Here is a 23,098-nt window from a genome sequence, read left to right on the forward strand (position 1 = left end):
CCTACTTGGTAGCTACATATATAGATGCCACACCAAAAGTCTGTGGCTTGTTCTCCACCCCTATAAACCCTATTTTCTCTAAAATATTGTTGAAGGCCTGCCCATGTGGAAATGCAGCAGCCGATTCAGACAGGTAAGCATAGGCATCCCTGTCCCTTGAAAGTAGTTTCCCCATTGCCGGTAACAGGTACCTGGTGTAGGCCCTGTATCCCTGCAGGTACGGAGCCTTGGTAGGGACAGATGTCTCCAGGACCACGAAGGTTCCTCCCGGTTTCAGTACCCTGTATATTTCTGACAATCCCTTCTCCAGGTCTTCAAAATTCCGCACCCCGAAGGCCACTGTAACCGCATCAAAGCTATCCGCCTCAAAAGGCAGGTCCTCGCTGTCGCCAACCACCATTTCCACGGTCTCATTCAGCGATCTGGAACTGACTTTCTTTTTCCCTACTTCCAGCATGCCGGGAGAAATATCAAGCCCTACTATGCGCTTTGCTCCCGTACTTGCCATCTGGATGGCGAGGTCCCCGGTACCGGTGGCAATATCCAGGATGGTATCCGGTTTTGCGGCAGCGACCAGCTTTACCACTTTCTTTCTCCACTTCACATCGATCCCGAAAGAAATCACCCGGTTAAGTCCGTCATAACGCTCAGAAATAGTGTCAAACATCTGGCGTACCTGGGCTTTTTTTCCAAGTTCAGATTCTTTATAGGGCGTTATTTTTTTAGCCATTTAATCCTTTGATTTTGGCAAAGATACTACAATGCATACTTCTCTGTTGTAAACTTTACCGTACAACTTCTCTATCGGAATTTGAGCCTGTAATTTGGATTTAACCAAAAGAAATTTCCGTAATTTTGTCCCAAACTTTCTGCAGTTGCCCCGTGGTGAATTTCCACGACCGCAAGATTCCCTCCTTAAGAAGGACGCTGCTTATGAAAATCAATGTATTTCGTAAATGAAGATTATAATTGCAGGTGCTGGTGAAGTAGGATTTCATTTGGCTAAACTTCTCTCATATGAATCCCAGGACATCACCCTGATAGATACGAGGAAAGAAAGCCTCGCTTATGCGGACAGCCATCTTGATATCAGGGTGCTTAAAGGGGATGCGACTTCAGTTTCCGTACTGCAGGAAGCCCAGATAGACAGCTCGGACCTGGTGATCGCTGTAACAGCTTCAGAAACTACCAACCTTACCCTTTGTATGCTGGCTAAACAATTAGGGTGTAAAAGAACCATCGCCAGGATATCTAATACCGAATTTGTTGAGCATAAGGAGCTGATCAAGTTTGAACAACTGGGAATAGACGAACTGATCTCTCCCGAAGAACTCGCTGCCACGGAGATACAGTTACTGCTGAACCAATCTGCTTTTAACGACACTTATGAGTTCGAAGATGGTGCGCTGATAATGCTCGGGGTTTCCCTGCCAAAATCTGCGCCCTTCGTCGGAAAAATGGTGAAAGAAGCTGCCGAGATCTTCCCGGAACTCCACTTTATGCCTATCGCTATGCAGCGGAGAGGAACGCAGTATACACTTATTCCAAGGGGAGACACTGTTTTTAACGAAGAGGACCAGGTTTACTTCATTACAGATAAGAAAGGGGTAGATGAACTTTACAAACTACTCGGAAAGAAGAAAGAGGAGATCCGGAACGTGATGATCCTGGGGGGCAGCAAGGTCGGGCTTAATACAGCCCGGGACCTTTGCGGCAACCGCTTCAATGTTAAGCTGATAGAAAAAAGTAAGGAAAAGGCTTTTGAAATAGCGGATGCTCTTCCTAATGCCCTGGTCATAAACGGGGACTGCCGGAACGTGGAATTGCTGGATGAAGAAAGCCTGGAGTCCATGGATGCTTTTATCGCTGTCACTGGGAATTCCGAAACCAACATTATGTCTTGCCTGGTGGCCAAATCCCGGAGTATTAAAAAGACCATTGCCCTGGTTGAAAACATGGACTACTTCCAGCTTTCACAAAGTATCGGTGTGGATACCCTGATCAATAAAAAACTGTTGGCGGCAAATCACATTTTCCGGCATATAAGAAAAGGTGAAGTGGTAGCCCTGACCAGGCTGAATAACCTGAATGCCGAGATACTGGAATTCGTGGTAAAACCAAAATCCGAAGTAGCCGGAAATATCATCAAGGAACTGGATTTTCCTCGATCGGCCATTATAGGGGGTGTTATCAGGGACGGCGAAGGAATCATTGCCTTGGGTAATTTCAGGATCACCCCGGGAGACCGGGTAGTAGTTTGCTGCCTTCCGAGGGCAATCCCTAAAATAGAAAAGCTTTTCCTGTAATATGCACCTGAACCTACGGATCATTATTCACCTGATGGGACTGCTGTTACTCTGTAATGGCTCCTTTATGCTGCTGGCAGCACTGGTCAGTGGGATCTATAAGGATGGGGTGACCCTGGATATTACCCTCGCTGCGATAGTCACTATCCTGGTTGGGGTAGTTGGGATGTTCTATACCCGGGGTCATAAAAAAGAAGTGAACCGCAAGGAAGGGTATATCATTGTAACCTTCGGCTGGCTGATCATGTCAGCATCCGGTGTTTTGCCCTATTTGTTTTCAGGGGCTATTCCCACCCTCACCAATGCATTCTTTGAAACCATATCGGGTTATACCACCACAGGGGCTTCTATACTTGATGATATAGAAAGCCTGCCCGAAGGCATCCTTTTCTGGCGCAGCCTGACTCACTGGATCGGAGGAATGGGGATCATCGTCCTGGCTATTGCCATACTTCCCTTGCTCGGGATAGGAGGGATGCAGCTCTTTGCAGCTGAAGCTCCCGGGCCAAGCGGGGATAAGCTGCATCCAAGGATCACGGACACGGCAAAAAGGCTCTGGCTGATCTATTTTGGTTATACCGTCGCCGAGACTGTATTGCTTAAAATAGCGGGTATGTCTTTCTTTGATGCGATCAACCATTCCCTGGCAACCCTGTCTACAGGTGGGTTCTCTACCAAGAACGCCAGTATAGCTTACTGGAATGATCAGCCCCTGATACAGTATATTATAATGTTCTTTATGGTGCTGGCCGGGAGTAATTTTGTGTTGAGCTATTTTGCCTTTAAAGGGAAGGTGCAGAAAGTACTGAAGGATGAGGAATTCAAGGTGTACATGATTTTTATTGGCCTCGTCACTGTGCTTGCAGCAATTGTGATTCACTTTAAGGCCAATATGGCGGTCACGGATTACCATCCCATGATCTTCGGGGAGATGGAAAGTGCTTTCAGGCACGCTGCATTCCAGGTGATCGCCGTGGTGACCACGACCGGATTCGTCACTGCAGATTTCACTGCATGGACCCCCTTCCTGACCATTTTATTCTTTGTGCTGATGTTCTCCGGCGGTTCTGCGGGATCAACGGCCGGGGGTATCAAGATCATGCGGCATATCATGATCCTGAAGAATGGCTTGCTCGAGTTTAAAAGAACCCTGCACCCGAGTGCGATCATCCCGGTTCGCTACAATGAGAAATCAGTTTCGGAGCACATCGTATACAACATCGTGGCATTCTTTGCCTTGTACATGATGCTGTTTATCCTCGGGGCCCTGGTACTTGGATTGCTCGGGTTGGATTTTATAACCGCCATAGGTGGCGCTGTTTCCTCGCTCGGAAATGTTGGGCCTGCTTTCGGTTCCCTGAATCCCCTGAGTAACTTTAACAGCCTGCCGGTACTTGGCAAATGGTGGTGTGGATTCCTGATGCTGGCCGGAAGGCTGGAACTCTTCACGGTGCTTATTCTCTTTACCCCTTACTTCTGGAAAAAGACCTGATTGCTATTAATAAATTCAGGATGCTTTTATAGAACGGCTTTTATTCGGGACACAGCTTCTTTGATCTCGTCGGTAGAAGCCGCGTAAGAGATACGGATGCAATTCGGGTTCCCGAAAGCTTCACCTGTAACCGTTGCAACATTGGCGTGTTCTAAAAGATAGAGGGAGAAATCAGAGGCATTTTCAATCTTCTGGCCTTTAAGGGTCTTCCCAAAGAAACTGGAGACGTTAGGGAAAACATAGAAAGCTCCTTCGGGTACATTCAGGGCAAACCCTTCTATCTCCCCGAGTAATGAAAGGATGAGGTCTCTTCGTTTATGAAACTCGTCTATCATGTACTGGATCTTGCTCACAGGGGCTTCAAGGGCCGCAATGGTGGCCCGCTGAGCGATGGCATTTGCCCCGCTGGTGATCTGTCCCTGGAATTTGGTGCAGGCCTTGGCGATCCATTCCGGAGCACCGATATAACCGATCCTCCACCCGGTCATGGCAAAAGCTTTGGAGACTCCATTTACGGTTATAGTACGGTCATACATTCCTTCTATCCCTGCAATACTTACATGGCCTCCCCTGAAATTGATATGTTCGTAGATCTCGTCAGAGACCACGTAAATCCCGGGATGCTTCCTCAGGACTTCCGCAAGCCCTTCCAGCTCTTCCTGGCTGTATACCGAGCCACTGGGGTTACAGGGTGAGCTGAACCAGATCATCTTGGTCTTTGGAGTGATGGCCGCTTCCAGTTGGTAGGGTGTCATCTTAAAATCGTTTTCGATACTGGTGGGAACCTCTACAGGCACCCCTTCTGCAAGTTTTACAATATCGCTGTAACTTACCCAGTATGGCGCTGGCAGTATAACCTCGTCTCCCTGGTTCAGCATTACCATGGCCACATTGGCAAGGGATTGCTTTGCACCAGTAGAGACCACGATCTGTGAAAGACCATAATCCAGGTTATTATCACGCTTAAATTTGTTGGAGATCGCCTGCTTCAGGTCTCCGTACCCGTCCACGGGGGAGTAACTGCTGTAGTTCTGATCTATCGCTTCTTTTGCTGCTTCCTTGATGAAATCGGGAATGTGGAAATCCGGTTCTCCCAGGCTGAGCCCGATGATATCTTTACCTTGGTTTCTTAATTCTCTGGCTTTTGCAGCCATGGCCAGGGTGGCCGAGGTTGCCATGTTGGTGATTCTTTCGGAAAGCGCGTTCTTCATGCTGTATTTACTTTAGGTGTGCAGTAATGCAGGTCTTTTACCTAGTTCTTTTAAATGCTTGAAGTGCGAAATTATAGCTTTTCTGGTAGTTTTGTATTCGTTGTAGGGTAAATTAAACTCATTCGCCGTTTCTTTCACAATTTCGGCGATTTTTGTGTAATGTATATGGCTGATGTTCGGGAAGATGTGGTGCTCCACCTGGTGGTTGAGTCCCCCGGTAAACCAGTTCACGATCCTGTTCTTGGTGCCAAAATTCACAGTAGTAAATAACTGGTGTATGGCCCAGGTGTTTTTCATTGATCCATCTTGCTCGGGCAGGGGAGTTTCAGCTTCATCGACAACGTGAGCCAGCTGGAAGACCACGCTCAGAATGACTCCTGCGACATAGTGCATCAGGAAGAATCCGATAAGCACTTTCCACCAGGCTATATCCATCAATAACATCGGAAGTACGATCCAGATCGTGATATAGATCAGTTTGGTGACTACCAGCACACTCCAGTTTACCACCGGGCTCGGGAATTTCCCGTAAGCCAGCTTTCGCTTGGTGTAGCGGTACATCTGCATGAAATCGGTGGTGATGGCCCAGTTAAAGGTCAGTAAACCGTATAGAAAGATCGAATAATAGTGCTGGAACTTATGAAAACGGTGCCAGGGAGCGTGTTTTGAAAATCGTAAAATACGTCCTGCTTCCAGGTCTTCATCGTGTTCGTGTATGTTGGTGTAGGTGTGGTGCAGTACATTGTGCTGTACCTGCCAGTTATAGACATTCCCGGCAAGGATATAGATGCTGCTCCCCATCACCTTGTTCAGCCATTTTTTACTGGAATAGGACCCGTGGTTACCATCATGCATAACATTCATACCAACGCCCGCCATTCCTACACCCATGGTAATGGTTAGCAGAATATTGGCCCAGGTAGGGAGGTTCAGGGTCAGCATCAGGAAATAAGGGGCCAGGAACAGGCCAAACATAATCGCGGTCTTCAGGTGAAGTTGCCAGTTACCGGTTTTTTTTATCTGGTTCTCTTTGAAGTAGGCATTTACCCTTCTGTTGAGGGTTCTGAAAAATTGTGCAGAATCATTTCGGGAGAACCTTACAGGTGAAGTTTTCATATTCAGTATTGTTAAAAGATCTTGGGGTCTTTATAATAAAACGCAAAATACAAACTTTTAATATCTCTTACTGATTGTCGTACTTTTGCCAAAAACACAAAGGTAAGCATGCAGGCGGATATAGTCTTTAAATATTTTGAACAATTTAACGAAACACAGCAACAACAATTCAGGGATCTGGAAGCATTGTACCAGGATTGGAACCTGAAGATCAACGTAGTATCGCGCAAGGATATCGATGAACTCTACCTCAGGCATGTACTGCATTCCCTCGGGATCGCCAAGATCATTTCATTTAAACCCGGCGCTAAAGTTCTGGATGTGGGTACGGGCGGAGGTTTCCCCGGTATTCCCCTGGCCATAGCCTTCCCGGAAACGCAATTCACCCTGGTGGATGCGATAGGTAAGAAAATCAAGGTCGTGGACGAGGTGGTCGAGGGCCTGGGTCTTCAGAACGTGCAAACCAGGCACTGCAGGGTAGAGGAGCTGGATATGCAGTTCGACTTTATCGTAAGCCGTGCGGTGGCAGCCATGCCAACCTTTGTGAACTGGGTGCGGGGCAGGATCGCCAAACAATCCATCCACGAACTGAAGAATGGTATTCTGTATTTAAAAGGAGGTGACCTGTCTGAGGAGCTGGCACCTTATAAAAAAGCACAGATATATAACCTGGACCAGTACTTTGAAGAGCCATTCTTTGACACTAAAAAAGTGGTCTACCTGCCTATGAAATATAAACCCTGAAGCTTACAGCGCGAGCATCTGGTAGTATGCACTCCTGCAGCGATCGACGTACTTACGCAGCCATAACTGGTAACGGGAGTACAGGGAGGTTATCCCCCAGACGCGAATTTTTTTGGTTTTCCGACTGTTCATATGATCTCATTTAAGATTCAGATTCTGGTTGCTTTCCTTAAAGTTACAAAATCTGATACTTATATATAACGTTCAAAAAGAAAGCCTTATTATCTCGTGGATAATAAGGCTTAATATAATCCAGGCCTGAGACCTGTATCAGGGATCTTTATTCTCCCAGGAATGGATAGCGGTAATCTACCGGTGTAACAAAGGTCTCTTTGATCAGTCGCGGAGATACCCATCTCAACAGGTTCTGTGCGGATCCGGCCTTGTCATTTGTTCCCGAAGCGCGTGCTCCTCCGAATGGTTGCTGACCTACAACCGCTCCGGTTGGCTTATCATTGATGTAGAAGTTCCCTGCGCTGTTCTCCAGCACTTTGGTAGCTTCGGCGATCGAGTAGCGGTCGGCAGACATCACAGCTCCGGTCAGTCCGTAGATAGATGTTTCATCAACCAATTTCAGGGTTTTGCTCCAGTCCTTGTCCTCGTAGACATATACAGTGACAACAGGTCCGAACAGCTCGGTCTCCATGGTCTTGTATTTCGGATCCGTCGTTACGATCACCGTAGGATCTATGAAATAGCCCTTGGATTTATCGTATCCGCCCCCGATAACTACCTCGGCATCCTTATCCTTTTTCGCCTGGTCTATGTAAGAGGCGAGCTTATCAAATGCTCCTTCGTGAATAACGGCAGTGATAAAGTTGCCCATATCCTCAGGTGACCCTGCCGGCTTAAAGGACTCAACATCCTTCTTCACCAGGTCAAGGATATCCTGTGCGGTCGATTTTGGAAGGTATACCCTGGAAGCGGCACTACATTTCTGCCCCTGGAACTCGAAAGCTCCCCTTGTGATAGCCGTTGCTACCTGCCGGGCGTCTGCAGTAGGATGTGCAATAATGTAATCCTTACCTCCTGTTTCTCCTACGATCCTTGGGTATGTTTTATACTTGTCGATGTTGTTCCCGATCTTTCTCCAGATATCCTTAAATACGGTGGTAGAACCGGTAAAGTGTATCCCGGCGAAATCCGGGCTGGCCAGAACTGTGTCGGTGATCATTTCCGGGTCGCCGTAAACAACGTTGATAACCCCGTCAGGGACCCCGGCTTCCTTAAATACATCCATCACAACTTTAGCTGAGAAGATCTGGTGGTCACTGGGTTTCCATACCACAACATTCCCCATAAGGGCAGCACTGGTAGGAAGGTTACCGGCAATAGCCGTGAAGTTAAACGGTGTCACGGCGTATACGAACCCTTCCAGCGGACGGTATTCCACGCGGTTCCAGATACCCTCAGAGGATTCGGGTTGCTGGCTGTAGATCTCCGCCATGTACTCCACATTGAAGTTAAGGAAATCTATCAGTTCACAGGCAGCATCGATCTCTGCCTGGTAAATATTCTTAGACTGCGCTATCATTGTAGAAGCGTTCAGCTTATCGCGGTAAGGGCCGGAGATCAGGGCAGCAGCTTTCAGGAATATAGAAGCGCGTTGTTCCCAGCTAAGGGCAGCCCATGCTTCTCTTGCCTTCAATGCTTCTGAAATAGCCGATTCCACGTGTTTCTTTTCGGCTTTGTGGTATTTCCCTACTTTATGTTTATGATCATGGGGAGGTGCCATATCTGCGGTATTCCCCGTCTTAATTTCTGAACTTCCTATGTAGAGTGGTACCTCTACCTGCCCGTTATAGTATTCCTTATATTGTTGAAGTACGGATTCCCTTTCGGAACTCCCGGGCTCATATGTCCTAACAGGTTCATTTACTGCTACCGGGACATTAAAAAATCCTTTACCCATAATTGCTGTTATTTTTAATTAAAATTCCAGCAAAGGTATTAAATCATGTAGGGAATAGAAAACTATAACGTTAGAAATGGAGGCTTCTAGTTTAGTGCAAAAGGAGCGCTGAATTTAAAGGTGGGTACATAGACCCTGAATTTCTCCGTAGAACTGAAGTTGACCATGTTGTAATGGCCTTTCATCGCCCCGATCGGCGAGGCTAAAAGACAACCTGAACTATAGGTGTGTGCTTCCCCTGGTTTGATCACAGGTTTCTTTCCTATCACGCCTTCCCCGTCCAGGATTTCAAAATCGTTCAGGGCGTCGTAGATCTTCCAGTGCCTCGAGGTGAGCTGCACCGAATCCTTGCTCTGGTTTTCAATAGTGATAGTGTACCCAAAGGCAAAATGCATCTTGTAGTTCTTAAAGAAAGTTCCCTCAAAACTGGTGGTCACGGAAATTTTAATCCCTTTGGTTACCTGTGTGATCATGACGTGTCTCTAATAAGTGAAGGCGCTTCCCAGAAGCAGGGCGAGAGCCCCAATGCCCGACAAAATTATAAAAATCGTGTTTAGTAGCAGAAATTTTAATATTGTTTTAAGTCTTCCATCGCCGTAAAACGTTCTCATAGCCTTGTACAGGTACAGGGAGAATACAAGAAATGCAATAGCGGCTGTGGAAATACCAAAAATCTCATCCACCAAAAAACTAATAATGAGCAAGATAAACATAAGTGTCTGATTATGGAAGCTGAAAATCAGATTATCGGTGTATGTATATCTTTTCCTGATATAAACCAGCCAGATGAAGAAAGCGAATACCGGCAGGAAGAAAAATGTCGCAAAAGGAAGCCTGCCCAACACTGCGTTAAGAAAGCTGCCGGGGTATTTGACAATGCTGTAAAAGCTGCGGGCAAGACTAAAGCTGGCCCGGTTGTCCCAGGTTTCCGGAAGCTGGTGTGTGGCAGAGAGTGACTCGTAGTTTACCGGGTTCTCGTACCGGATCAGTGCCAGGTAGAGTTCTGTTTTCTTAAAGAATCGATCCCAGAATCCTTTTGCTTTTATCTCGTTGTAATACCTGCCGGGCTCCGCAGCGATCAATGCATCGTTCTTCTCGGAAAAGAAGCCGGTGCTGTCTAGCCGCAGGGTTTCCGGTTTTGTCTCGGAGGTTCCTGAACCTCCGCGGGAATTTGACCGGTCTGGACCTGGTGCCTCTTCTAGGGTTTCCTTGGCACTTTTAGCTGCATCATTGTCAAAGCTCCTGAAATCGTTGGTGAAACTCAGTAAAAGAAAATAAATGATGCTGAGGCTCAGTAGGAAGCGGAATGGGTTGGTGTAGGTCATCCGCTTGCCTTTCAGGTATTCTATGGTCATCCTGCCCGGGTGGAATAACATGGCAGAGAGGGTCGTGAGAAGGCGGGAGTCATAGGCGACCAGGGTGCCCAGGAATTCCTCTATAAAATCAGCAAGTGTTCTTCTTTTGTCATTATTGGCCTGCGAGCATTGCGGGCAATAGCGGTCGCTTATATCCAAAGGATGCCCACAGTTCAGGCATTCAGTTCCCCTGTATTGCATGGGATGTCTTTCGCGCTTCGGTTTGGTCAGGTTGGTCATACCCAGTTGGTTATAATGGATAAGGGATTAGGTCAGCGTAAGTGTACGATGGAGAAAAGGCCTGGTCAATTACTGATGTTTCTCGAATTAACATTCCCGATTCCGATCAGGCTGTCATACAGGTCGCCGAATCTCCTGTAATATACTAGGATGAGGTAGTTGTTCTCCGTGAAATGGAAATTGCCCGAGATGGCATTGAGGTCGAGCTTACCTTTTTTATCCTCTATAACGTATTTGTAGTTATAAAAACCCTGTTTCATCAGGATAACGGTTTCCATGTTCCCGGTCTCTTTGTTGAATTTCAGGCGATTCTCCTCCTGTAGGGCGTAATTATTGAACTTGCCGAATACATAGACATCATCCATTCCCAGCATCTGGGAATATGGAAGGCTGAAATGAACTTCGGTGTATTCCGCTTCCCGGGAACCCTCCGTACCTTGAATTGTCCTGACTACGAAGTCACCATTAATATCGGGAAAGTAGGTATATGGTTCGTCATAGCGGTACCGGTCTGTAAACAGGATGTGATTGTAAAGATCGCCTACGGTTATCTTGGAAATTTGGGCGCTGGGAGCCCTGAGGTCCTTGGTATCAAAATACAGGTACTCGTTTCCCCCGTAAAAACTTGTCTCCTCGTTATATTTATAGACGAGCTGATTGCCCAGGATATACTGGGGTTCAATGTTGTATTTCGCCGTTGGCCAGTAGTAATTCTGCAGGATGGCCACTTTCACCTCCTGCTTGGGATTGATCCACTCAAAATCCCCTGCAAGTATACTGAACTGGACAACTTGCTTCTCGTTGAGAAACTGGAAGTCCCTGCTGCGCTTTACCTCACCCCTCACTTTGACCAGGTCCTGGTAGACTATAAACCTGCGCGAGAATTGTAGATCCCCATCTGTATTGTATACCTCCAGTACATAATTACCGCTGACCCTGAGGCGGACGTTCTGGTTTGGGATGGTAAGGCGGTAATTGGAATAAGGTTGCAGGGTGTTATAACTGTTAGCGTAATCAATAATGCGCTGGTTGTCTACCCCGTCCAGGTATTGTGATTTCAAAAGGGTAGAGGGGGTCCAGTCGTAGTCACAGTGGATGATCTTGTAATAATAGTCTTGTTCACTTGCAGTGAGGTCATCAAATTCCAGGTAGACCCCTTCTCCAAGTTGTATGATCGGGAACTGGTCTTCCGTTGGGCCGGTGAAACGGACGGATAATATGTGCGAAGGAGGATTCACCTCGTATTGCACCTGTGCAAATATGGGGGCACAAAGTAATAGGAATGCAAGTTGTTTAAGATTCAGGCGCATTTCAGGGCATATTTACGGGCAAAGGTAAACAAAAAGCTTACCGCGGTTGTTCCTATCCGTTGAATGCCCAATTTTATAGACAATAATTATGAAAACTTTTCTTTTAATGCTATTTTTGTGGCGAATTTTTGATAACCTAAGGTCTACACTCTATGTCCAAAGACATCCGGATTAAAAAAGGATTAAACATAAACCTTGTCGGTGCTGCAGAACAGACCACTACCAAAGCCGTTTCCAGTAACGTTTATAACATCAACCTTGCAGATTTTCATGGGATTACTCCTAAAATGATGGTCAAGCAGGGTGTTGAGGTAAAGGCAGGTGAGCCATTGTTTTACAGCAAGAATAACGAAGAGATGTTATTCGTTTCGCCGGTTAGCGGGGAATTGATCGAAATTGAGCGCGGTGCAAGAAGAAGGATTCTCAATCTCAAGATCCTTGCAGACAAAACCCAGGCAACAGTGGAGCATACGCCCCTGAGCCCGGAGAAGGCTTCTGAAGAAGCTATACGCGAATTTTTACTTAAATCAGGTTGCTGGCCTTTTATTAAGCAGCGGCCTTACGATATTATTGCTGACCCGGAATCAAGGCCTAAGGCTATATTTATTTCCGGTTATGTAACTGCCCCCCTGGCGGCCGAACTGGATTACGTGCTGAAAGGCAAGGAAAAGGAAATTCAGGCTGCTATCACTGCCCTTGGGAAATTAACCCCCGGTAAAGTGCATGTGTCTGTGGGCAAATCTTCTGATTCTCCCCTGGCGGGATTGCAAGGGATCACCCTGCATAAGGTCTCCGGACCGCACCCTGCGGGACTGGTAGGAACCCAGATAAATAAAATAGATCCTATTAACAAGGGAGAGACCGTTTGGACATTAGCTGCCCAGGACCTCGTTATTATAGGGGAAGCCCTGCTTACCGGGAAATTCAACCCGGAAAGAACAGTGGCTTTAGTTGGTTCTTCGGTTAAGAATCCAAAGTATTATACTACTAAGATCGGGGCAGAGATCTCTACATTCCTTTATGCAAGTGGCGTCAAGGAAGATGATATCAGGGTTATCAACGGGGATGTGCTGACCGGCAGGAAGTCAAAGCCGGATGGTCACCTCGGTTTCTATAATAACACCGTATCGGTGATCCCGGAAGGGGACGACTACGAGTTTTTCGGTTGGAATAAGCCTGTATTTGATAAGATCTCGGCTACCCGGGCACTTACCTTCTCATGGTTGCAGCCCAATAAGAAATATGAACTGAATACCAATACCAACGGGGAGCACAGGGCTTTCGTAGTAACTGGTATGTACGAGGAGGTGTTCCCAATGGATATCTACCCGCTGCAGTTGCTGAAGGCTTGTATGGTCCAGGATCTCGATGAAATGGAGCAATTGGGATTATACGAAGTGGTTCCGGAGGATTTCTCCCTGACCGAGTTCATTTGTATTTCCAAACAACCACACCAGAAGATCATCCGTGAAGGATTGGATTTGTTATATAAAGAAATAGGATAAAAGATGAGAGATAAAAGACTAACGTTCAAGAAAAGGCTGCATATCCTGAAGCATCGGTACAGGGATAAGAAAATGGCTCCTGCTTTTAATGCATTCCATACTTTCCTTTATGCCCCGAACGAGACAACCCATAACGGATCTCACGTTCGTGCTGCGGATGACCTGAAGCGGACCATGAACACGGTGATCATGGCGCTGATCCCGGTACTGCTCTTTTCCATGTTCAATGCGGGATACCAGCACTATGCAGCAATAGATGCTGCCAATGGTATCAGCAGGGAAGTGTCGCTTTTTGAAAATTTCCTGACCTGGGATAACTTCTGGATAGGGATTGTTCACGTACTGCCGCTGGTTATTGTCTCTTACGGGGTCGGTCTGCTGATCGAGTTCATTTTTGCGGTGATCAAAGGACATGAAGTTGAAGAGGGTTACCTGGTTACGGGAATGCTTGTTCCGCTTATTGTTCCCATCGATACTCCATTATGGATGCTGGCAGTAGCAGTGGCCTTCGGAGTGGTGATTGGGAAAGAGGTATTCGGTGGAACAGGGATGAATATCCTTAACCCCGCACTGACTATCCGGGCCTTTCTCTTCTTCGCTTATCCTACGTGGATGAGTGGTGATAAGGTATGGGTTCAGGGTGCAGTAGAGCGCGCAGGTGGACCTGATGCGATTTCCGGGGAAACAATCCTCGGGTATCTTGCCCAGAACAACGCATCTGAATTTAACTATTCTGTTTCCGATATGTTCTTCGGTTTTATCCCGGGTTCTGTCGGAGAGACTTCTGCCTTTCTCATCCTTCTGGGAGGTCTATTCCTGATCTTTACCAAGATAGCCAGCTGGAGGATCATGGTAAGTGCCGTAATCGGGTCCCTGGTTATGGGATTGATCTTTAACGGGGTTGTCGATGCTGGTTGGATCGGGGAAACAAGTAAATTCTACGGCCTGATGAGTTTTGATTTCTGGAAGCACCTTATCGTTGGCGGACTTGCCTTTGGTATTGTCTACATGGCTACAGATCCGGTTACCGGGTCGCAGACTAACCGCGGTAAATGGTTTTATGGGTTCTTTATTGGGTTTATCTCGGTTATGATCAGGGTGTTTAACCCTGCATATCCCGAAGGAGTATTCCTGGCGATATTACTGATGAACGTATTCGCCCCAACCATTGATCACTACGTGGTTAGAGGCAATGTGAACAGGCGTCTTAAGCGATTCAAGAACGCGACCGTTTATCCTAAGACGACCGAAGGAGAAGGAGCTAAACTACAAGTTGAAACAGTTTAATTATGGCAGTCAATAAAGAAAATAACGTTTACACTGTAATTTTTGCAGCTATAATGGTGATCGTGGTAGGAGCCATCCTGGCGTACCTGGCCTCGTCCCTTAAACCAAGGATTCAGGAGAACGAACGATTTGAAAAACAGCAGAACATCCTGTATGCCATGGGGGTCAATGAGAATACGCCGGACAGTGGTGTGAATTTTATCCCTACAGATCGTGTGGAAGAAGAGTTTTCCAAATACATCAAGAAGCAACTGGTTATTGAGGGCGACAAGATCAGTGAGGATGAAAACGCATACCTGATCGATTTGAAGAAGCAGCTGGCCCTTGCCAGTAAAGGCAATACTCCTAAACTGCCGCTGATGATCGGGGAGAAGGATGGTAAAACGTTTTATATCATCCCTATGTACGGGAAAGGCCTCTGGGATGCGATCTGGGGACATATATCTTTGGATGAGAACATGATCGTACAAGGGGTGTATTTTGACCATAAAGGTGAAACCCCCGGACTTGGAGCCAATATCAAGGAACGTTACTTCATGGACGATTTTGATGGGGAAACCATCCTTAACGGAACCAAGTACGAAGGAATCAGGGTGGCCAAAGGAAACAACGATCCCCTTAACGAGGATAAGGAGGATAACGAGGTAGATGCTCTTGCCGGTGCTACCATTACCGGTGACGGGGTTTCCAACATGATCTCCCAGACCGTGAAGATGTACAAAAGCTATTTAGAAACCATAAGAACCACAGAATAACATGGCCTTACTATCTAAAAAAGATACCAGTCTGCTACTGGATCCACTTGCAGACAACAACCCTATTACCATACAGGTGCTCGGGATATGTTCTGCACTGGCAATCACAGCCGAATTAAAAGCATCTATCGTGATGGCTATCTCCGTATTGTTCGTAATGGGGCTAGGAAACGTCGTGATAGCACTTATGAGGGATTTGATCCCTTCCAAGATCCGGATCATTGTTCAATTGATCGTGGTTGCTTCGCTGGTAATTATCGTGGACCAGGTATTAAAAGCATTTGCCTATGAACTCAGTAAGACCCTGTCGGTTTTCGTAGGTCTTATTATTACGAACTGTATCATTATGGGACGATTTGAGGCCTTTGCCCTTGGTAACGGGCCCTACAGGTCTTTCCTTGATGGTATAGGTAACGCAGCAGGTTATGGTCTGATCCTGATCATTGTCGGTTTTTTCCGTGAACTGCTGGGGTCGGGAACCTTATTGGGAATTCCTGTTCTTGGAGACCCGATTGCCAAAACCGGGCTGTACTCTATAGGTTATGAGAATAACGGGTTCATGTTATTATCGCCTATGGCACTGATCGTGGTGGGAATCATTATCTGGGTCCAGCGTTCGCGAAACAGAGCTTTGATCGAGGAAAACTAATTAGCGCTTAAAAAAGATATTATGTTAGAGCATATAGAGCTGTTTTTTAAATCCATATTCATAGATAATATGGTGTTTGCCACCTTCCTAGGAATGTGTTCCTACCTGGCGGTATCCAAAAAAGTGACAACGGCGGTAGGTCTGGGAGCTGCGGTTATCTTCGTACTTGCAGTAACGGTACCCCTGAACTGGCTGTTAGACCAGTATTTGTTACAGGACGGGGCTTTGGCCTGGTTAGGACCGGAGTACGCGGACTATAACCTGAGCTTCCTTTCTTTTATCCTCTTCATTGCTACAATCGCAACCATGGTGCAATTGGTAGAGATCGTGGTAGAGAAATTCTCTCCTGCGCTGTATAACTCCTTAGGGATCTTCCTGCCCCTTATCGCGGTAAACTGCGCTATCCTGGGAGGATCACTGTTCATGCAGTCCAGGGAAATACCTACACTCGGGTTAGCCTTTAACTACGGACTGGCTTCGGGGATCGGTTGGTTCCTGGCCATCCTTGCCATTGCTGCCATCCGGGAGAAGATCAGGTACTCCAATGTTCCGCCACCATTACGTGGACTGGGGATCACCTTTATCATCACGGGTCTTATGGCTATCGGCTTTATGAGTTTTGGTGGAATGCTGACCGGTGGAGGTAGCGAGGACAACGTTACCGATGCAGCAGTTGCTAAAGAAGAAGAAAAGAAAGAACCGGCTGAAGAAGAATTAGAAGAGAATGCCGTTTCGTTTAACCAGGCTATAAACAAATAAGAATGATTTTAGCTACGAGTACCCTCGGAACAATCCTGATCACCGTCATCGCATTCATGGTATTGCTGTTGATCCTGGTCAGCCTGTTATTGTTCACAAAAGAAAAATTATCCCCATCCGGTCCTGTGACCATTACCATCAACGGGGAAAAGAAAATTGAAGTAGGATCGGGAAGCTCCCTGTTATCTACACTGGGTGAAAAGAAGATCTTTCTGCCTTCCGCCTGCGGTGGTGGTGGAACCTGTATACAGTGCGAATGCCACGTTCTCGAGGGTGGAGGAGAGGCGCTGCCTACCGAGACTCCTCACTTCTCTAAGAAAGAGCTGAACGAAGGTGCCCGCCTGGCATGCCAGGTAAAGGTAAAGCAGGACATGGAGATCACCATTCCTGAAGAAGTCTTCGGAATCAAGAAATGGGAAGCTACTGTTGTGCGTAACTATAACGTAGCCTCCTTTATCAAGGAATTCGTAGTAGAGATCCCTGAAGATATGAACTACAAGGCCGGGGGGTATATCCAGATAGAGATCCCACCTTGCGAGATCAAATACGAGGATATCGATATTACGGCTCACCCGGAGGAACATGAGACCCCGGATAAGTTCCAGGCAGAGTGGGACAAATTTAACCTGTGGCCCCTGGTAATGAAGAATAACGAGATAGTAGAGCGTGCTTATTCCATGGCCTCTTACCCTGCAGAAGGGCGTGAGATCATGCTTAACGTTCGTATCGCAACTCCACCATGGGACCGTGCCAAGAACGGCTGGATGAGTGTTAACCCTGGAATCGCATCTTCTTATATATTTGCCCAGAAACCGGGGAATAAAGTGATCATCTCAGGACCTTACGGTGAATTCTTCATCAACGAGTCAGATTCAGAGATGTTATACGTTGGAGGAGGAGCAGGGATGGCGCCTATGCGTTCTCACCTGTACCACCTGTTCAAGACCCTGAAGACGAACAGGAAAGTGACTTACTGGTATGGTGGACGTTCAAAACGCGAGCTGTTCTATATAGATCACTTCCGCCAGCTGGAAAAGGATTTCCCTAACTTTAAGTTCTATATGGCCTTGTCTGAACCACTTCCTGAAGATAACTGGAAAGTGAAAGAAGACCTGGATGCACCAGGGGATGGATTTGTAGGTTTCATTCACAACTGTGTGATCGATAACTACCTCTCCAAACACGAATCTCCGGAGGATATCGAACTGTACTTCTGCGGACCGCCTCTGATGAACAAAGCTGTCCAGAAGATGGGAGAAGATTTCGGAATACCGGATGAACATATCCGATTTGACGACTTTGGAGGATAGAACCTTTGAAGAAACCGGGTTGCAGAACCCGATCACGTAAATAAAATGATATAAAACCGGTATGTTTCCCATATCGGTTTTTTTATAAGTTATAGTTATGCAGGAACTTTCAGAACAGGAGTTACATAACCTCGCCATGAATATTGTCGGCCGCCAGTTAGAGGAGGAAGGATTCGAATTCATGGGGGTGAACAGTAAGCCTAAACGCAATCCTCAATTTGTCTGCCTTAAAAATAAGATACTGCATTTTATAGTGGTGCGCCACGTGCCGTTTCCACTGGATCCTAACGTCTATGACGAAGCTTTAATGAAGAAGGTCAAAGAACATGCTGATAAATTTGAGGCGAAAACCTATTATGCAGGGGTAGGTCTTTCTAATGCTGAGAACCGCGAACTACCTGTATACCTTAACGAATCCTATATCGTGGATTACCACGGACTGAAAGAAATCTGATATGAAGAAATTATTATCGCTTTTTGGATGTCTGTTCCTGCTTTCTTGTGCTGACGATCCCGGTTATACCTTGAATCAGAATTCAGGGGGCGCCCTGGGAACGTCGTATAACATCGCCTATTTCACTAAGGAAAAACTGGACCTACAGCGAGAGATCGATTCTGTTTTTAAAGTTATCAACCAATCCATGTCCACCTACCAGCGCGACTCGGATATCTCCAGAATCAATGCAGGAGACAGTACAGTGGTGGTGGACCAGATGTTCAGGGAGGTGTTCAGCCTGTCTAAAGAGGTTTACGAGGCCACGGGAGGCGCTTTTGACCCTACGGTGGGTATACTGGTTAATGCCTGGGGTTTTGGGCCCGGGAAGGCCATGGAACTGGACAGTACCGAAGTAGACAGTCTTATGCAGTATGTAGGGTTCGGGAAAGTAGCATTAAAGGACGATAATACCATTTATAAACAGGACGAACAGATCTACTTTGACTTCAATGCCATTGCCAAGGGATATGCCATAGACCGGCTGGCCCTGGTACTGGATCAAAAAGGGATCTCCGATTACCTGGTAGAAGTAGGAGGGGAGATAGTCGCCCGGGGAAGGAACATCAATAAAGATAAACCCTGGGTGGTCGGGATCGATGATCCCCAGGTCACCGGGGAACGAGCACTTAAAAAGGCAGTAGCTCTTACAGATCGGGCGCTGGCTTCATCGGGAAATTACCGCAAGTTCAGGGTCGATTCAGTAAGCGGGAAGAAATTCGTACATACCATTGATCCCAAAACCGGTTTTACTAAAGATTCCAATGTCCTGGCAGCAACCGTTATAGCCGAAAATTGTGCTACAGCAGATGCTTATGCTACCGCATTGATGGCAATGGAGCTCGAGAATTCTAAAATGCTACTGGAAGGACAGGATGGTCTGGAGGCATATATTATTTACCTTGATAAGAATGGCGATACCCGGGAATTTATGACACCTGGGTTCCGGGAGATCGTGGTGGAATTATAATTTCTGTACCAAAGGAATGATCTCACCCTTGGCCAGCCTGTAGTAATCAATCTCTTCCCGGCTCAGTCTTTTCCCCAGGTCTATCTCGCTCACTTTAAATCCCGCTTGCCGCAGTATATCAAAGTAGTCTCTCCCGTACACACGTACATGATCGTACTGACCGAAGATCTTTGCCCGCTCTGCCTTGTCCGTTATGGTGGGGTCCTCAAAGGTTTTTTCCAGGTCCAGTTTCTGGGGCACCTGGAATACGCCCCAGCCGCCTTTTTTCATCACCCGGTATAATTCTCCTATGGCCTTTTTGTCATCCGGAATATGCTCCAGCACGTGGTTGCAGAGTATTACATCAAAGGAATCTGAATCAAATGGAAGGTTGCAGATATCGGCTTTAACATCAGCCAGGGGCGAATTGAGATCCGTAGTAGTGTATTCGAGGTTATCCAGCTTCCGGAATCTTTTGTAAAATGCCTGTTCAGGCGCAAAGTGCAGCACTTTCAAGGGAGCGCTGAAAAAGTCGGTTTCTTCTTTCAAATACAGCCACAGCAACCGGTGTCTTTCTAAAGACAGGGTAGAAGGGGAGAGTACGTTCTCGCGCGGATGTTCATAGCCATAAGGGAGGAAAGAGCGGAAGCGCTTACCATCTATGGGATCCATATAACGAGATCCCCTGAGCCATACGGCCATAAAAGGTTTAACGAGGTAGCTCAGCTTGATGAGCCAGGGCCTCGGGATGACGTTCAGGAAAAATCGGAAGATCCGCTTCACAGGCCGCGTTTGGTTTATACCGTTTGCTTATCCTGCCTGAACTCTTCCTCTTCGTCACTTTCTATGCCCAGGGCATCATAAATATACTGGAAGGTTGATAACAGCTGTGGTTTTCCATTCACAATAGCCACGTTGTGTTCAAAATGTGCACTGGGTTTTCCGTCTGCTGTCAGGATGGTCCACCCGTCTCTTAGCTGGCGGATGCGCCTGGTGCCCATATTGATCATTGGTTCTATGGCGACCACCATTCCCTCGGCGAATTTCTTCCCACGGCCTCTCTTGCCATAATTCGGCATTTCAGGACTCTCATGCAGTTCGGTACCCAAACCGTGGCCTACCAGTTCCCGGACGACGCCATAACCGTGGTTCTCACAATATTGCTGGATGGCAAACCCTACATCCCCGACCCGGTTTCCAAGACGAAATTCCCTGATCCCGATATAAAGGGATTTTTTTGTGACCTCCAGTAATTTCCTGGTTTCAGGTGCAACTTCCCCGACTTCGAAAGTATAGGCGTGATCCCCGTAGTACCCGTTTTTAAGGGCGCCACAGTCTACGGAAATGATATCCCCGTCTTCGAGGGGTGTATCATTGGGAATTCCGTGTACTACCTGGGCATTCGGACTCATGTTCAGGGTATTGGGGAAATCATACATCCCCAGGAAACCCGGTTCAGCACCATGGTCCCTGATAAAGGTTTCCGCAAGCCCGTCCAGGTATAAAGGTGATACTCCCGGTTTGATCTCCGAGGCGATCATCCCAAGGGTTTTGGATACGACTAACGCGCTTTCGCGGATCAGTTCTATTTCTTCAGCTGACTTAATTTTTACCATAAGTTGCAAAGGTAATATAATCTGTGAAATAGCCGGTTTAAAGGAGTCCTAAGAGAACATCAGGAATCTGCTAAAGCAATGGTTCCCGATCCATAAGTGCAGGTTTTGGAACCCCCAGCATTTTCAATATGGTTGGTGCAATGTCCCCGAGTACCCCGTTCTGGATTTCTTTCCGGTCCGGGTCAACCAGGATCAGAGGAACAGGATTGGTCGTATGGGCAGTATTCGGGCTGCCATCGGGATTGATCATGGTATCACAGTTCCCGTGATCTGCGATCACCAGGGTGGAATACCCGTGTTCCAGGCCGGCCAAAATCACATCCCTGGCACATTCATCGACCACTTCGCAAGCCTTGATGGCTGCCTGCATATCGCCGGTATGTCCTACCATGTCGGGATTTGCAAAATTAAGACATACAAATGAAGCTTCTTCCTTGGCAAGTTCCGGTATAATGGCATCCCTGATCTCGTAGGCACTCATCTCGGGTTTAAGGTCATAGGTGGCTACCTTAGGGCTTGGGCAGAGGAGTCGCTTTTCCCCGGGGAAAGGTTCTTCGCGTCCACCGTTAAAGAAGAAGGTCACATGGGGATATTTTTCTGTTTCCGCGATCCGGATCTGTTGTTTACCAGCGTCGGAAATGACCTCACCCAGGGTTTTCTCGATGTTATCTTTATCATAGACCACTTTGATGCCCTGGAAAGATTCATCGTAATTGGTCATGGTGACATAGTACAGATCCAGCTTATGCATGTTGTACTCGTGCATATCCTGTTGGGAAAGAACCTCGGTAAGCTCCCGACCCCTGTCGGTTCGGAAATTAAAGAAAATAACCACGTCGCCATTCTCAATGGTCGCCAAAGGTTCGCCGTCTTCCCCGGTCATGACTATGGGTTTGATGAATTCATCGGTCACGCCTTCGTCATAACTATGTTGCATGGTGGTCGCGATATTACGTGACCTCTCGCCTTTGCCTTCTACCAGCAGGTCATATGCCAGTTTGATGCGTTCCCAGCGGTTATCACGGTCCATGGCGTAATAGCGTCCAATTACCGAAGCGATCCTGGTGTGTTTATCCTTGCAGAAATTCTCGAGTTCACTCAGGAATTTTTTCCCGCTCTTGGGATCTACATCCCGCCCGTCGGTGAAGGCATGGACATAGGCCCTAGGGACATCATAACTCTCGGCCGCCGTGATCAGGCCTTCAAGGTGTCGGATATGGCTGTGTACCCCGCCATCGCTCAGTAAACCTAAGAAGTGAACTTTTTTATTGTTATCCCTGGCATGCAGGAAAGCATCTTTAAGCACCTTTTCATCCTTTAGCGTATTCTCCCGGACGGCAAGGTTGATCTTAGCCAGATCCTGGTATACGATCCTGCCTGCACCCAGGTTCATATGTCCCACCTCGCTGTTACCCATCTGACCTTCGGGCAGACCTACGTTCATTCCATCTGTTAGCAATTCAGAGTTGGGATAATTCTTGTACAGCGAATCTATAAAAGGAGTATTGGCATTTGCAACGGCAGATACGTTTGGATCGGGTGAGATTCCCCATCCATCAAGGATCATCAGTATAACTTTATTATTCATGTCTATATGCTTAAGGCTGTCAAAAATAAGGGTATTGACAGCTAATACCATGACTGCTGTCAACTTTTTGACCTGTGCCGGAATACCATTGCAGGATTAGCAGAAATAGGCGGGGATTATTGCGTAATATGAAATATTAGAGGCAGAAGAAGTTGACGTAAAAATAAGAACCCCGCAGTCTGGCTGCAGGGTTGTTATATCAGTACATTTACTGAAATAGTGTTCAAGTAAAAGAGTAAATGTCAGAATTCAAAGCCGGTAAACGCCCTGTATAAGAAAGCGTAAACTGCCATGGTGAGCATTAAAGCACAGAATAGGGAATAGCCTTTTAGCAAGACCACTATAATTTCCGGCTTACAATTTTCAAATGCCTGAAAATACAGGTCTTTAAAGTGTAATAGTGTTCCCATATAGTCTTTTTTCGAGTTAATGAAAAGCTATAAGGGTTAAATCTGAGGCGATTATTAGATTTGGAGACAACTCAAAGATAGCTAAATAAGT

23 protein-coding genes are annotated in these 23,098 nt (G+C 46.8%); 11 read left to right on the plus strand and 12 right to left on the minus strand.

What is annotated here, in order from left to right:
• Position 1: 1 nt before the first annotated feature.
• Positions 2-730 (minus strand): bifunctional demethylmenaquinone methyltransferase/2-methoxy-6-polyprenyl-1,4-benzoquinol methylase UbiE, encoded by a 729-nt coding sequence (gene ubiE / locus CLV82_RS06835; RefSeq protein WP_133643589.1) that lies wholly within the window; start codon positions 728-730, stop codon positions 2-4.
• Between the two features lie 226 nt (positions 731-956).
• Between ubiE and trkA the strand changes: the two genes are divergently transcribed.
• Together trkA and CLV82_RS06845 are read left to right on the plus strand one after the other, a co-directional pair.
• The gene (gene trkA, locus CLV82_RS06840; protein ID WP_133643590.1) at positions 957-2,306 is read left to right on the plus strand and encodes a Trk system potassium transporter TrkA; all 1,350 of its coding nucleotides are present in this window, start codon (positions 957-959) and stop codon (positions 2,304-2,306) included.
• 1 nt (position 2,307) lies between these two features.
• The gene (locus CLV82_RS06845; protein ID WP_133643591.1) at positions 2,308-3,798 is read left to right on the plus strand and encodes a TrkH family potassium uptake protein; all 1,491 of its coding nucleotides are present in this window, start codon (positions 2,308-2,310) and stop codon (positions 3,796-3,798) included.
• A gap of 26 nt (positions 3,799-3,824) precedes the next feature.
• Here the strand turns inward: CLV82_RS06845 and CLV82_RS06850 are convergent, their stop codons facing one another.
• Both CLV82_RS06850 and CLV82_RS06855 read right to left on the minus strand, forming a co-directional pair.
• Complete coding sequence (locus tag CLV82_RS06850) at positions 3,825-5,009, minus strand: pyridoxal phosphate-dependent aminotransferase (RefSeq protein ID WP_133643592.1); 1,185 nt, start codon at positions 5,007-5,009, stop codon at positions 3,825-3,827.
• 12 nt (positions 5,010-5,021) lie between these two features.
• Positions 5,022-6,125, minus strand: a complete 1,104-nt coding sequence (locus CLV82_RS06855; RefSeq protein ID WP_133643593.1) for a fatty acid desaturase family protein — start codon at positions 6,123-6,125, stop codon at positions 5,022-5,024.
• Positions 6,126-6,233: 108 nt separating this feature from the next.
• Here CLV82_RS06855 and rsmG point away from each other — a divergent pair, with 108 nt between their 5' ends.
• Positions 6,234-6,869 (plus strand): 16S rRNA (guanine(527)-N(7))-methyltransferase RsmG, encoded by a 636-nt coding sequence (rsmG, locus tag CLV82_RS06860; RefSeq protein WP_133643594.1) that lies wholly within the window; start codon positions 6,234-6,236, stop codon positions 6,867-6,869.
• Positions 6,870-6,872: 3 nt separating this feature from the next.
• Here the strand turns inward: rsmG and CLV82_RS14945 are convergent, their stop codons facing one another.
• The 5 genes from CLV82_RS14945 to CLV82_RS06880 all read right to left on the minus strand — a co-directional run bounded on the left by CLV82_RS14945 (position 6,873) and on the right by CLV82_RS06880 (position 11,686).
• Entirely contained in the window at positions 6,873-7,001 is a 129-nt protein-coding gene (locus tag CLV82_RS14945) for a hypothetical protein (RefSeq protein WP_262708031.1), read from the minus strand.
• Positions 7,002-7,149: 148 nt separating this feature from the next.
• Positions 7,150-8,781, minus strand: coding sequence for an L-glutamate gamma-semialdehyde dehydrogenase (pruA, locus tag CLV82_RS06865; RefSeq protein ID WP_133643595.1), 1,632 nt, complete (start codon positions 8,779-8,781; stop codon positions 7,150-7,152).
• Between the two features lie 86 nt (positions 8,782-8,867).
• Complete coding sequence (gene apaG, locus CLV82_RS06870; RefSeq protein ID WP_133643596.1) at positions 8,868-9,254, minus strand: Co2+/Mg2+ efflux protein ApaG; 387 nt, start codon at positions 9,252-9,254, stop codon at positions 8,868-8,870.
• Between the two features lie 9 nt (positions 9,255-9,263).
• Positions 9,264-10,376 (minus strand): DUF3667 domain-containing protein, encoded by a 1,113-nt coding sequence (locus tag CLV82_RS06875; protein WP_133643597.1) that lies wholly within the window; start codon positions 10,374-10,376, stop codon positions 9,264-9,266.
• A gap of 65 nt (positions 10,377-10,441) precedes the next feature.
• A complete protein-coding gene (locus CLV82_RS06880) occupies positions 10,442-11,686 on the minus strand; it encodes a type IX secretion system plug protein (RefSeq protein WP_133643598.1) in 1,245 nt (414 codons plus the stop codon).
• 152 nt (positions 11,687-11,838) lie between these two features.
• On the opposite strand from CLV82_RS06880, the gene CLV82_RS06885 reads away from it, so the two are divergent.
• The 8 genes from CLV82_RS06885 to CLV82_RS06920 all read left to right on the plus strand — a co-directional run bounded on the left by CLV82_RS06885 (position 11,839) and on the right by CLV82_RS06920 (position 19,414).
• Entirely contained in the window at positions 11,839-13,191 is a 1,353-nt protein-coding gene (locus CLV82_RS06885; RefSeq protein WP_133643599.1) for a Na(+)-translocating NADH-quinone reductase subunit A, read from the plus strand.
• 3 nt (positions 13,192-13,194) lie between these two features.
• Positions 13,195-14,478, plus strand: coding sequence for an NADH:ubiquinone reductase (Na(+)-transporting) subunit B (locus tag CLV82_RS06890; RefSeq protein WP_133643600.1), 1,284 nt, complete (start codon positions 13,195-13,197; stop codon positions 14,476-14,478).
• A gap of 2 nt (positions 14,479-14,480) precedes the next feature.
• Positions 14,481-15,233, plus strand: a complete 753-nt coding sequence (locus CLV82_RS06895; RefSeq protein ID WP_133643601.1) for a Na(+)-translocating NADH-quinone reductase subunit C — start codon at positions 14,481-14,483, stop codon at positions 15,231-15,233.
• 1 nt (position 15,234) lies between these two features.
• Positions 15,235-15,882: an NADH:ubiquinone reductase (Na(+)-transporting) subunit D gene (locus CLV82_RS06900; protein ID WP_133643602.1), complete on the plus strand. Its 648-nt coding sequence runs from the start codon at positions 15,235-15,237 to the stop codon at positions 15,880-15,882.
• 21 nt (positions 15,883-15,903) lie between these two features.
• Positions 15,904-16,641 carry an NADH:ubiquinone reductase (Na(+)-transporting) subunit E gene (gene nqrE, locus CLV82_RS06905; RefSeq protein ID WP_133643603.1) on the plus strand — a complete coding sequence of 246 codons (738 nt, stop codon included), beginning with the start codon at positions 15,904-15,906 and terminating at the stop codon, positions 16,639-16,641.
• 2 nt (positions 16,642-16,643) lie between these two features.
• Entirely contained in the window at positions 16,644-17,951 is a 1,308-nt protein-coding gene (gene nqrF / locus CLV82_RS06910; RefSeq protein ID WP_133643604.1) for an NADH:ubiquinone reductase (Na(+)-transporting) subunit F, read from the plus strand.
• 97 nt (positions 17,952-18,048) lie between these two features.
• Entirely contained in the window at positions 18,049-18,405 is a 357-nt protein-coding gene (locus tag CLV82_RS06915) for a Na(+)-translocating NADH-quinone reductase subunit F (protein ID WP_133643605.1), read from the plus strand.
• 1 nt (position 18,406) lies between these two features.
• Complete coding sequence (locus tag CLV82_RS06920) at positions 18,407-19,414, plus strand: FAD:protein FMN transferase (RefSeq protein ID WP_133643606.1); 1,008 nt, start codon at positions 18,407-18,409, stop codon at positions 19,412-19,414.
• Here CLV82_RS06920 and CLV82_RS06925 read toward each other — a convergent pair.
• The 4 genes from CLV82_RS06925 to CLV82_RS14705 form a co-directional block, all read right to left on the minus strand.
• Positions 19,409-20,176: a class I SAM-dependent methyltransferase gene (locus CLV82_RS06925; protein ID WP_243744164.1), complete on the minus strand. Its 768-nt coding sequence runs from the start codon at positions 20,174-20,176 to the stop codon at positions 19,409-19,411. The two genes, CLV82_RS06920 and CLV82_RS06925, sit on opposite strands and share 6 nt — an antisense overlap.
• 14 nt (positions 20,177-20,190) lie before the next feature.
• On the minus strand, positions 20,191-21,009 hold the full coding sequence (map, locus tag CLV82_RS06930; RefSeq protein WP_133643607.1) for a type I methionyl aminopeptidase: 819 nt from the start codon (positions 21,007-21,009) through the stop codon (positions 20,191-20,193).
• 70 nt (positions 21,010-21,079) lie between these two features.
• Positions 21,080-22,597, minus strand: coding sequence for a 2,3-bisphosphoglycerate-independent phosphoglycerate mutase (gene gpmI / locus CLV82_RS06935; protein ID WP_133643608.1), 1,518 nt, complete (start codon positions 22,595-22,597; stop codon positions 21,080-21,082).
• A 242-nt stretch (positions 22,598-22,839) separates the two neighbouring features.
• Complete coding sequence (locus CLV82_RS14705) at positions 22,840-23,007, minus strand: DUF6747 family protein (RefSeq protein ID WP_166636678.1); 168 nt, start codon at positions 23,005-23,007, stop codon at positions 22,840-22,842.
• Positions 23,008-23,098 lie beyond the last annotated feature (91 nt).

Source organism: Zeaxanthinibacter enoshimensis (assembly GCF_004362865.1).
Lineage (GTDB): Bacteria > Bacteroidota > Bacteroidia > Flavobacteriales > Flavobacteriaceae > Zeaxanthinibacter > Zeaxanthinibacter enoshimensis.